The organism is Micromonospora sp. DT4 (assembly GCF_049841675.1).
In the GTDB taxonomy this organism is placed as follows: Bacteria; Actinomycetota; Actinomycetes; order Mycobacteriales; family Micromonosporaceae; genus Micromonospora.
In genome coordinates this window covers 62,105-72,628 of record NZ_JBNCKT010000012.1, presented here as the reverse complement: position 1 = coordinate 72,628, position 10,524 = coordinate 62,105, and the positions used below count along the sequence as shown (strand labels likewise).

Below are 10,524 nucleotides of genomic sequence, written 5' to 3'. Positions count from 1 at the left end.
CCACCATCGACATCGCCACCATCAAGATCTGGCTCCGCGACCTCGCCCGCGAAACCTGATCCACAAGACACGGCCTAGATCCTGGAAGATCCTGGATCGAGCGTGATCTTTCCGGATCCGGGGCGCGGGAGGCGCTCCCCTCGTCACACAGGGGCGGCACGAGGCCGCGCCTCGGCTCGGCGCGCGCTCGGACGTCGTGCCGGCCCCGCACCGCGGCCTCCAGATCGGGCGCGAGGCGGACCTCCGCCCACCGCACCGGCGCAGGACAGCAGTGATCCACACGAGATAGGGGGAAATGGGGGTGACCCGCGCGGGCGGACACTCCCATTTCGGCGATCTCGTGTGGATCAACCCAGGTGAGCGGTCAGAGGCGGCAGGCGTGGATGTTGGTCACCAGGATGGCGCGGGCGCCCAGGTCGTACAGCTCGTCCATGATCCGGTGCACATCGTCGCTGAGCACCATGGCCTGCACGGCCACCCAGCCCTCGCGGTGCAGCGGCGACACGGTGGGCGACTCGATGCCGGGGGTCAGCCCGCTGGCCCGGTCCAGCAGACCGGCCGGCACGTCGTAGGCGAGCATCACGTAACGGCGGGCCACCAGCACGCCGTGCAGGCGGCGCAGCAACTGCTCGGCCTGCGCGTGGGCCGGCGCGCCGGCGCGGCGTACCAGTACCGCCGACGAGCGCAGCAGCGGCTCGCCGAACACCACGAGGCCCGCCTGACGCAGCGTAGCTCCGGTCTCCACCACGTCCGCGATCACGTCGGCGACCCCGAGGCGTACGGCGTTCTCCACGGCGCCGTCGAGGCGGATCACCTCGGCCTTGACGCCCGCTTCGTCGAGGTGCCGCTCGACGAGCCCGGGGTACGCGGTGGCGATCCGGTGCCCGCCGAGCTGCTGCACGGAGGCGATGTCGTCGGGGCGGGCGGCGAAGCGGAAGGTGGCCCGGCCGAAGGCGAGGTCGACGACCTCCTCGGCGGGTGCGGCCGAGTCGATCAGCAGATCGCGGCCGGTGATGCCGAGGTCGAGGTCACCGGAGCCGACGTAGGTGGCGATGTCCTTGGGACGCAGGTAGAAGAATTCGACGTCGTTGCCCTCGTCGCGGCAGACGAGGTCCTTGGGGTCGGTGCGCTGGCGGTAGCCCGCCTCGCGCAGCATCTGGGCAGCCGGCTCGGCCAGGGTGCCCTTGTTGGGAATGGCGACACGCAACATGACGGAGTGCTCCTTCGATCGAGTCTGATCAACGACGGGGCGCACTCACAGATGTCGGTAGACGTCCTCCAGTTCGAGACCGCTGGCGAGCATCAGCACCTGGACCTGGTAGAGCAGTTGGGAGATCTCCTCGGCGGTGCGCTGGGGCCCCTCGTGCTCGGCGGCCATCCACGACTCGGCCGCCTCCTCGACGACCTTCTTGCCGATGAAGTGCACGCCCTTGTCCAGCGCGGCGACGGTGCCCGAGCCCGGGGTGCCGGCGGCGGCCTTGGCCTGCAGCTCGGCGAACAACTCCTCGAACGTCTTCACGGGGAACGATTCTTCCAGCCGCCGGGCCGGCGCCCCGAGTCCGGGTCCACCGCAACCCAGCAGGCGGACAATTCCCTATCATCGCGGTGGGAAAATCTTCGATCGATGCTCGTTGAGCTTTACGCTGTCGGCCATGGCCAGTCGCTCACGTCTTATCGCGCTCACCATCGCCGGCACCGTCGTCGCCGCCATCGCCGGATGCGCGCCGCAGGACGAACCGACCCCCACCGTCACCGCCGCGCCGTCCTGCGCCAAGGACAGCCTGCCCACCCGTACGCCGGGCAAGCTCACCATCGCCACCGACCAGCCGGCCTACGAGCCGTGGTTCCGGCAGGACAGGCCGGACAACGGCGAGGGCTTCGAGGCCGCCGTCGCGTACGCGGTGGCCGAGAAGCTGGGCTACGCCCGGGGCGACGTCACCTGGACGCGGGTGAAGTTCGACACCGCGATCGCACCCGGCCCGAAGACCTTCGACTTCGACATCAACCAGTTCTCCATCACCGAGGAGCGCAAGCAGGCGGTGGACTTCTCCGCGCCGTACTACCTGGTGCGGCAGACCGTCATCGCGCTGAAGTCCTCGAAGATCGCCGGCAAGACGTCGCTCGCCGACCTGCGCGGCGCCAAGCTCGGCGCCCAGGTCGGCACGACCAGCTACCAGGCGATCACCGAGGTGCTCAAGCCGACGGCGAAGCCGCAGGTCTACAACAGCAACGACGACGCCAAGAAGGCCCTGCAGAACGGGCAGATCGACGGTCTCGTGGTGGACCTGCCGACGGCCTTCTACATCATCGGCGCGGAGATCACCGACGCGGTGCTCGTCGGACAGGTGCCGCAGGTGGGTGTGCCGGAGGTGTTCGGCCTGCTGCTGGACAAGAACTCGCCGCTGACCCGCTGTGTGAGCGGCGCAGTCGGTGAGCTCAGCGAGGCCGGAACGTTGCGGGAGTTGGAACAGAAGTGGCTCGCGCAGGTGGCGGGGGCGGCCGAGCTGAAGTGACGGCGCGGGAGCACATCCCCTCCGCGGCGCAGGTGCGGCGGTCGGCGTACCGGCGTCGACAGACCATCTACAGCGTGCTGGTCGCGGCCTCCTCCACGGCGGCGCTCGGCACGTTGCTGGTCGTCGCGGTGACCGGCGCGCCGGGCTGGGACCGGGTACGGCGGACGTTCCTGGACCCGGGGATCGCCGCCGACGCCCTGCCGGCCGTGCTGGACGGGCTCTGGCTCAACGTACGGCTGCTGGTCTGCTGTGCGGCCGGCGCGCTGCTGCTCGGGCTGGTGATCGCCGTGCTGCGGACGCTGCGCGGCCCGATCTTCTTTCCCGTGCGGGCGCTGGCCGCCGGCTACACGTACACGTTCCGCGGCCTACCGCTGATCATCGTGCTCTACCTGCTCACCCTGGGTGTGCCCGGGTTGCGGCTGCGCGGCATGCCGTCGGTGCTGGTGCTGGGCGGGCTCGCGCTGGTGCTCACCTACGGTGGCTACCTCGCCGAGGTGTTCCGGGCCGGCATCGAGTCGGTGCACCCCAGCCAACTCACCGCGGCCCGTTCGCTGGGCCTGACCCACCGGCAGACGATGCGGCACGTGGTGCTGCCGCAGGCCGTCCGCCGGGTGGCACCACCGCTGCTCAACGACGTGGTAGCCCTGCAGAAGGATGTCGGGCTGGTCTCGCTCGCCGGTCCGATCGACGCGGTCCGGGCCGCCCAGATCGCCACCGCCCAGTCGTTCAACTACACGCCGTACGTCGTGGCGGGCGTGCTGTTCGTGCTGCTTGCGATCCCGCTGATCGCGGTCACCGACTGGGTGACGCTGCGCTCGGCCCGTCGCCAGTCGGGAGGCTGACCGTGACGCTGCTGCGCTGTCGTGGGTTGCGCAAGGAGTACGCCGGCCACGTCGTGCTGGACGGGCTCGACCTGACGGTCGCCGAGCACCGGGTGGTGGCCCTGATCGGGGCGTCCGGGTCGGGCAAGTCCACCCTCCTGCGGTGCGTGAACCTCCTCGACGAGGTGGACGACGGCACCATCGAGCTGGACGGGGAGGACATCTCCGACCCGCGTGTCGACGCCGACCGGGTACGCCGACGGATCGGCATGGTGTTCCAGGCGTACAACCTGTTTCCGCACCTGAGCGTGCTGGACAACATCACCCTCGCGCCCCGGCGCGTCCACCGGCGTGCCCGTGCCGAGGCCCAGGCCCAGGCCCGCGACCTGCTCGACCGGGTGGGTCTGGGCGCGAAGGCGGACGCCTATCCGGACGGGCTCTCCGGTGGGCAGCAGCAGCGGGTGGCGATCGTCCGGGCGTTGGCCAACTCGCCCCGGCTGATGCTGCTCGACGAGGTCACCTCGGCGTTGGACCCGGAACTCGTCGGCGAGGTGTTGACGATGATCCGGGACCTGAAGGCCGACGGCATGACAATGGTGCTGGCCACCCACGAGATGGGCTTCGCCCGCGAGGTCGCCGACGAGGTGTGTTTCCTCGACGCCGGGCGCGTCGTCGAGAGCGGCCCGCCGGAGCAGGTGCTCGGCGAGCCGACACAGCCCCGGACCCGGCAGTTCCTGCGCCGGATCATCGAGGCCGGCCGGCTGTGAGACGAGCCGACCACCGCCGAAAGACCCGATCCCGCCGAAGACGCGGCCACCACCGAAGGCCCGACACGGCCGAAGACTCGGCCACCACCGAAGACCGGGCCACCGCCGAAGACGCGGCCACCGCCGGAGAGCCTGCCCCGCCGAGGGCGCGTCAGCCGCCGAAGCCGACCCGCTGGACGTTGCCGGCGGCGACGGTACGCACGGCCAGCGCCGCGTCGAGCGCCGCCACTGTCGCCGCCCAACCCTTGTCCTCCGCCGAGCCGGGCAGCCCGGCCCGGTCCCGGGCCTGCTCGATGGTCTCCACGGTGAGCACGCCGTGCGCGACCGGCTTGCCCTCGTCCAGCGCCACGCGGGTCAGCCCGTCGGTGACCGAACGGCACACGTAGTCGAAGTGGGCGGTCGACCCCCGTACGACCACGCCGAGCGCGACCACGACGTCGCAGCGGCGCGCGAGGGCCTGGGCGACGACGGGCAGCTCGACCGAGCCGGCGACGCGGGCGACCACGGATCGCGCGCCGCACGCCTCGGCGGCGGCGACCGCGCGCTCCAGCATGTGGTCGGTCAGATCGCCGTGCCACCGCGCGGCCACCACGCCGACGGTCAGCCCCGCGGCGTCCACCGCGTCGACTCCCGGCTCACCGAAACCCGCCATCGTCATGCTCCGATCTCGTCGTTGGCGACCGGACGCCCCAGCGGCGCCTCGGACAGCTCGTCCAACTCGTCCAGCAGGTGACCCATCCGGTCCCGCTTGGTGCGCAGGTAGCGCAGGTTCTCCGGGTGCGCGCCGGCCGGCAGCCCCTCGCGGCCGGTGATGGTGAGCCCGTAGCCCTCCAGCCCGGCCCGCTTGGCCGGGTTGTTGGTCAGCAGCCGCATCGAGCGCACGCCCAGGTCGTAGAGGATCTGGGCACCGGTGCCGTAGTCGCGGGCGTCGGCCGGCAGACCCAGGTCGAGGTTGGCGTCCACGGTGTCGCGGCCCTGGTCCTGCAACTGGTACGCCTGGAGTTTGTGCAGCAGCCCGATGCCACGCCCCTCGTGCCCGCGCACGTAGAGGACCACGCCCCGGCCCTCGTGGGCGACCCGGGCCAGCGCGGCGTCCAACTGCGGCCCGCAGTCGCAGCGCAGCGAGCCGAACACATCCCCGGTCAGGCACTCGGAGTGCACCCGGACCAGCACGTCCTGGCCGTCGCCAAGGTCACCGATGACCATGGCGACGTGCTCGGCCGGGTCGTGCTCGGCGCGGTAGCCGAGCGCCCGGAACACCCCGTGCCGGGTCGGCATCCGGGCCTCGGCCACCATCTCGACCTGCTTCTCGGTACGCCGCCGGTAGGCGATCAGGTCGGCGATGGTAATCAGCACGAGGCCGTGTTCGGCGGAGAACTTCTCCAGATCCGGCAACCGCATCATGGTGCCGTCGTCATTCACCAGCTCGCAGAGCACGCCCGCCGGGCGCAGTCCGGCGAGCCGGGTCAGGTCGATCGCCGCCTCGGTGTGCCCGGGCCGGCGCAGCACCCCACCCTCGCGGGCGCGCAGCGGCACCACGTGACCGGGACGCGCCAGGTCGGTCGGGTCGGTGGCGGCGCCGGCGAGCAGCCGGATCGTGTGCGCGCGGTCGGCCGCCGAGATGCCGGTGTCGACCCCCTCCCGGGCGTCCACGGTCACCGTGTACGCGGTGCCACGCCGGTCCTGGTTGGTGTGGTGCATCGGCGGCAGGTCGAGCCGGTCGGCCTCGCTCTCGGTCAACGGCACGCAGACGTACCCCGAGGTGTAGCGCACCATGAACGCCAGCAGTTCCGGCGTGGCCAGCTCGGCCGCGAAGATCAGGTCGCCCTCGTTCTCCCGGTCGGCGTCGTCGACCACGACGACCGGCCGTCCGGCCGCGATCTCGGCGACCGCGTGCTCGATATCGGCGAAGCTGCTCATGCGACGGCCTCCGTGTAGGTGGGCGGGAGCGTGGCTGCCGGCCTGGTGGCGCGCGACGTGCGCCACCAGGCGGCGAAGCCCCAGGCGCAGAAGGCGCCGTAGACCAGGTACATGGCCGCCGACGGGTAGAACCCGCCGCGCAGCAGCAGCGGCACGCCGACGGCGTCCACCGCGATCCACACCAGCCAGAACTCGACCCAGCCGCGGGCCATGCCGTAGGTCGCCAGCAGGCTGCCGGTGAGGATCCAGGCGTCCGGCAGCGGACCCCACGAGCCCAGTGCGGTGAGCAGCGGGTACGCCGCGGCGGTGCCGACGACGGCGGCCAGCAGCATCGCGAGCCGTTCCCGCCCGGTGGCCCAGCGGGGCGACACGGCGGCGTGCTGGGCGTCGACGCGGCTGTTGCGTCGCCACCGCCACCAGCCGTAGACGCTGACGAGGAAGAAGAAGACCTGCCGGCCGGCCTGCCCGTACAGGTCGTGGGCCTGCGGGGTGGCGAACACCCCGCCGAGGAAGACGGTGAACAGCAGCGCATTGCCGATCATGCCGACCGGCCACGCCCAGACCAGCCGACGCAGCCCGAGCAGCGCGGAGATCAGGCCGAACGCGTTGCCGACGACCTCCCGGACCAGCACCGGCGAGCCGGCCACCTGCACCTGGGCGTCGAGCAGCCAGCCGAGGGCGCCCATCAGGCCACCTCACCGGTATCGGCGAGCCGGCTGCCCAGCAGCCGCTCGACGTACTTGGCCACCACGTCGACCTCGAGGTTGACCGGGTCACCGACGCTCTTCGCGCCGAGGGTGGTCAGCTTCAGGGTGGTCGGGATCAACCCGACGGCGAACTCGTCCACGCCGACGGCGGCCACGGTCAACGAGACGCCGTCGATGGTGATCGAGCCCTTCTCCACCACGTAACGGGACAGGTCGGCGGGGAGCCGGAACCGGACGGTCTCCCACTGCTCGGCCGGCTCCCGGGAGATCAGTTCGCCGACGCCGTCGACGTGGCCCTGCACGAGGTGCCCGCCGAGGCGGCTGCCCAGCGCCGCGGCCCGTTCCAGGTTGACCGGGTCACCGGGGCGCAGCGCGCCCAGCGCGGAGCGGCGCAGGGTCTCGCCCATGACGTCGGCGGTGAAGACGCCGTCCGCCGCGTCCACGACGGTCAGGCAGACACCGTTGACGGCGATGGAATCACCGTGGCGGGCGTCGGACGTGACCAGCGGCCCGCGCACGGCGACAAGCGCCGAATCGCCCGCCGTGGCGGTGACGCGCACGATCTCGCCCAATTCCTCGACAATGCCGGTGAACATCTCAGGCCTCCCTCTTACGGGGCAAAGCGGTGATCCGGAGATCCGGACCGACCTGCGTAACGTCGACGAACTCCAGATCGATGGCCTCAGCGATGGTCGTCACTCCCGCGTCGACCAGGGCGGTGGGGCCGGCGCCGAGCAGCCTCGGCGCGACGTACCCGACGATCTTGTCGACCAGACCGGCGGCCAGGAACGCGCCGGCCAGCCGGGGCCCACCCTCCAGCAGCACCGCGCGGACGCCGCGCTGGTGCAGCGCCGCGAGCAGCGCCGGCAGGTCGACCCTGCCGTCCGGACCCGCGCCGACCTCGGCGGCGGTCGCGATCCACGTCCGCGCGGCGCCGTCGCGGACCCGGGCGTCGACCGGGGTACGCCCCGAGCTGTCCACCACCACGCGCAGCGGCTGCCGGATGGCAAGGCTGCCGTCGCGCAGGTTGCGGGCGGTCAGCCGGGGGTCGTCGGCGAGCACGGTGCCCACCCCGGCGATGACCGCGTCGACGGTGCCGCGCAGCGCGTGCACGTCGATCCGGGCCGCCTCAGAGGTGATCCACATGCTGGTGCCGTCCGCGGCGGCGGACCGGCCGTCGAGGGTGGCGGCGTACTTCCAGATGACGTACGGCCAGCCCCGCCGCATCGAGGTCAACCAGGCCACGTTGCCGGCCTCGGCCTCGCCGCCGCGTACCCCCAGGTCCACCTGGACCCCGGCGGAGCGCAACGTGGCGGCGCCGCCGGAGGCCACCGGGTTCGGGTCCGGTACGGCGACGACCACGCGGGCTACTCCGGCCTGGACCAGCGCGGTGCTACAGGGGCCGGTGCGGCCGGTGTGGTCGCAGGGTTCCAGAGTGACGACCGCCGTGCCGCCCTTCGCGCGCCGCCCGGCCTGGGCCAAGGCGACGATCTCGGCGTGCGGCCCGCCCGCGTAGGCGTGGAAGCCCTCGCCCACGACCTGGCCGTCCTCGTCGAGCAGCACGCACCCGACCACCGGGTTCGGGCTGGTGGTACCCAGCCCACGCGCCGCCAGCTCGATCGCACGCCGCATCGCCTCGTCGACGGAGACGCTGGCCATCGCCCTGTCCTGCCCTCTCACTCGCCTCATCGCGCAAGCGGTCAGGGAGGCGGCATGGACCGCGGGCAGGCGGCGGCGGATGCCGGGTACGGCACAGCCGTCCCGGGAGGTGCGGCAGGCACGCTGAAGCCAGCGGCCGGCTCGGACCCGTCCGTCCCGCGCGCTGTCTCCCATCCGGACTGTCTGGGCGCGGACGAGCCGCTCCCAACCGTCGGCCCCGGATTTTCACCAGGTCCACCGGGCGGCAGAGCCGTCCGGGTCGCGGGCTGACCACGGTTGGACCGTGGATCACCGCCGGTTCGGAATTTCACCGAGTCCCGCCAGCGCGTGGTGGGTACTTCGCAGTCTTGCACGCCGAACCCGGTGTGTCGTTATCCAGGCGAGCTACTTCACAGCGGGATCACGCGTCAGGTGACGCCGCGCCGCCGGTCCACGGCGACGTACGACCCCGGCTGGCTCTTGGCGAGCGTCTTCATCTCCGAGGCCACCGCGATCGCCTCGAGCGGGTCGGTGAACCGCTTGCCGGCGTCGGACAGGGAGACGCCGATCGAGAGCGTGACCAGGGCCGCCCGGCGGATGTTGCCGCGCCGGTCCTTCAACTCGACGAACCCGCGCTCGCGGTCGGTCGGGTCGTAGAGCGTGTCGGCGGAATTCTCGAAGTCGACCACCGCCCGGGAGGTGAGTGGGCGGACCTGGTCGGGCGCGCAGACGATCACGAAGTCGTCGCCGCCGACGTGGCCGAGGAAGGCCGGCGGCAGTCCCACCGCCACCACCGCCCGATGCAGGCTGCGGGCCAGCGCGGAGATGAAGTCGTCGCCCCGGACGAAGCCGTACCGGTCGTTGACGCTCTTGAACCGGTCGATGTCGATGTAACCGACCGCGTAGTCCACCCCCTGGCGGACCCGGTCGCTGATCTCCCGACGGATGCGGCTGTTGCCGGGCAGTCCGGTGAGCGGGGAGACCTCCCGGAACTCCTTGTTGCGCCGCAGCGTCGAGGAGACCCGGGCCACCAGCTCGGCGGTGTCGAACGGTTTGACCAGGTAGTCGTCCGCGCCCGCACTGAGCCCGTGGACCTTGTCCACGGTCATCCCCTTGGCGGTCAGCATGATCACCGGTAGGGCGGAGGTCATCGGGTTGGCACGCAGCCGCCGGGTCAGCTCCAGACCGTCGACGCGGGGCATCATGAGGTCGACCACCGCGAGGTCGGGTCGCTGGCGCTCGATGATCTCCAGGGCCTCCTGGCCGTCGCTGGCGTGGATCACGTCGAAGCCGTGCAACCGCAGGTTGAACTCGACGAACCGGGCAATGTCGTCGTCGTCGTCGACGACGAGGATGACGTCCTTGCGGTCGACCTCGGGCTCCACCTCAGGCCTCGGGCGCCGCGCGTTCCGCCAGTGCCCGCAGGTGCCGAACCGCCTCCGCCGGGTCGGCGGCGCCGTAGACGGCGGTCCCGGCCACGAACGCGTCGGCACCGGCCGCGGCGGCCTGCTCGATGGTGTCGGCGGCGATCCCGCCATCCACCTCGATGCGCAGCTCCAGGTGGCCGGCGTTCACGTGCCGACGGGCGGCGCGGACCTTGTCCAGCAGCTGCGGGATGAGCCGCTGACCGCCGAAGCCCGCCTTGATCGTCATGATCAGCAGGGTGTCGAAGCTGGGCAGCAGGTCCAGGTACGGCTCGATCGGGGTGTCCCGGTCGATGGCCAGTCCGGCCTTCGCGCCGGCCGAGCGCAGGTCCTTGGCCAGGGCCACCGGGTCGTCGGCCGCCTCGGCGTGGAAGGTGACGTTGTACGCGCCGGCGTCGGCGTACCCGGGCGCCCACCGACGCGGGTCGGAGATCATCAGGTGCACGTCGAACGGCATCGTGGTGGCTGCCCGCAGGCTCTGCACCACGGGCAGCCCGATGGTCAGGTTGGGCACGAAGTGGTTGTCCATCACGTCCACGTGCAACCAGTCCGCGGCGTCCTCGACGGCACGGACCTCTTCGGCGAGGTGAGCGAAATCGGCGGCCAGGATGCTCGGCGCGACGATCGGCGGCGGTACGGTCACGGGGCCAGTGTACGAACGCAACCACCCGCCGCCCGCAGCACGGCACCCACTCCGACACGCTGTGATCCAGCAGTGACCAGTAGTGCAGAAT

General features: G+C 71.7%; 12 protein-coding genes and 1 riboswitch. Of the genes, 3 read left to right on the top strand and 9 right to left on the bottom strand.

Annotated features, from left to right (window positions below; genetic code table 11):
* Window positions 1-364: 364 nt before the first annotated feature.
* Together hisG and ACLQ24_RS06705 are read right to left on the bottom strand one after the other, a co-directional pair.
* On the bottom strand, window positions 365-1,210 hold the full coding sequence (gene hisG, locus ACLQ24_RS06710; RefSeq protein ID WP_425889678.1) for an ATP phosphoribosyltransferase: 846 nt from the start codon (window positions 1,208-1,210) through the stop codon (window positions 365-367).
* Window positions 1,211-1,255: 45 nt separating this feature from the next.
* The gene (locus ACLQ24_RS06705) at window positions 1,256-1,519 is read right to left on the bottom strand and encodes a phosphoribosyl-ATP diphosphatase (protein WP_355053106.1); all 264 of its coding nucleotides are present in this window, start codon (window positions 1,517-1,519) and stop codon (window positions 1,256-1,258) included.
* A gap of 133 nt (window positions 1,520-1,652) precedes the next feature.
* On the opposite strand from ACLQ24_RS06705, the gene ACLQ24_RS06700 reads away from it, so the two are divergent.
* Genes ACLQ24_RS06700 through ACLQ24_RS06690 form a run of 3 tightly spaced genes read left to right on the top strand, consistent with a single transcriptional unit; the run spans window position 1,653 to window position 4,101 of the window.
* On the top strand, window positions 1,653-2,513 hold the full coding sequence (locus tag ACLQ24_RS06700) for a transporter substrate-binding domain-containing protein (protein ID WP_425889676.1): 861 nt from the start codon (window positions 1,653-1,655) through the stop codon (window positions 2,511-2,513).
* Window positions 2,510-3,355, top strand: a complete 846-nt coding sequence (locus ACLQ24_RS06695; RefSeq protein WP_425889675.1) for an amino acid ABC transporter permease — start codon at window positions 2,510-2,512, stop codon at window positions 3,353-3,355. Before ACLQ24_RS06700 ends, ACLQ24_RS06695 begins: the two co-directional genes overlap by 4 nt.
* A gap of 2 nt (window positions 3,356-3,357) precedes the next feature.
* Complete coding sequence (locus ACLQ24_RS06690) at window positions 3,358-4,101, top strand: amino acid ABC transporter ATP-binding protein (protein ID WP_425889674.1); 744 nt, start codon at window positions 3,358-3,360, stop codon at window positions 4,099-4,101.
* Between the two features lie 151 nt (window positions 4,102-4,252).
* Here the strand turns inward: ACLQ24_RS06690 and ribH are convergent, their stop codons facing one another.
* The 7 genes from ribH to rpe form a co-directional block, all read right to left on the bottom strand.
* Entirely contained in the window at window positions 4,253-4,753 is a 501-nt protein-coding gene (gene ribH, locus ACLQ24_RS06685; protein WP_425889682.1) for a 6,7-dimethyl-8-ribityllumazine synthase, read from the bottom strand.
* Window positions 4,754-4,755: 2 nt separating this feature from the next.
* Window positions 4,756-6,021 carry a bifunctional 3,4-dihydroxy-2-butanone-4-phosphate synthase/GTP cyclohydrolase II gene (locus ACLQ24_RS06680; RefSeq protein WP_425889672.1) on the bottom strand — a complete coding sequence of 422 codons (1,266 nt, stop codon included), beginning with the start codon at window positions 6,019-6,021 and terminating at the stop codon, window positions 4,756-4,758.
* On the bottom strand, window positions 6,018-6,707 hold the full coding sequence (gene pnuC / locus ACLQ24_RS06675; RefSeq protein WP_425889670.1) for a nicotinamide riboside transporter PnuC: 690 nt from the start codon (window positions 6,705-6,707) through the stop codon (window positions 6,018-6,020). The genes ACLQ24_RS06680 and pnuC overlap by 4 nt, the downstream gene beginning before the upstream one ends.
* Window positions 6,707-7,324: a riboflavin synthase gene (locus tag ACLQ24_RS06670; RefSeq protein WP_425889668.1), complete on the bottom strand. Its 618-nt coding sequence runs from the start codon at window positions 7,322-7,324 to the stop codon at window positions 6,707-6,709. The genes pnuC and ACLQ24_RS06670 overlap by 1 nt, the downstream gene beginning before the upstream one ends.
* A gap of 1 nt (window position 7,325) precedes the next feature.
* Window positions 7,326-8,387, bottom strand: a complete 1,062-nt coding sequence (ribD, locus tag ACLQ24_RS06665) for a bifunctional diaminohydroxyphosphoribosylaminopyrimidine deaminase/5-amino-6-(5-phosphoribosylamino)uracil reductase RibD (protein ID WP_425889667.1) — start codon at window positions 8,385-8,387, stop codon at window positions 7,326-7,328.
* Between the two features lie 158 nt (window positions 8,388-8,545).
* Window positions 8,546-8,716, bottom strand: a riboswitch (FMN riboswitch).
* A gap of 78 nt (window positions 8,717-8,794) precedes the next feature.
* Complete coding sequence (locus tag ACLQ24_RS06660) at window positions 8,795-9,751, bottom strand: GGDEF domain-containing response regulator (protein ID WP_425889665.1); 957 nt, start codon at window positions 9,749-9,751, stop codon at window positions 8,795-8,797.
* Between the two features lies 1 nt (window position 9,752).
* Entirely contained in the window at window positions 9,753-10,433 is a 681-nt protein-coding gene (rpe, locus tag ACLQ24_RS06655) for a ribulose-phosphate 3-epimerase (RefSeq protein ID WP_425889663.1), read from the bottom strand.
* Window positions 10,434-10,524: the final 91 nt, after the last annotated feature.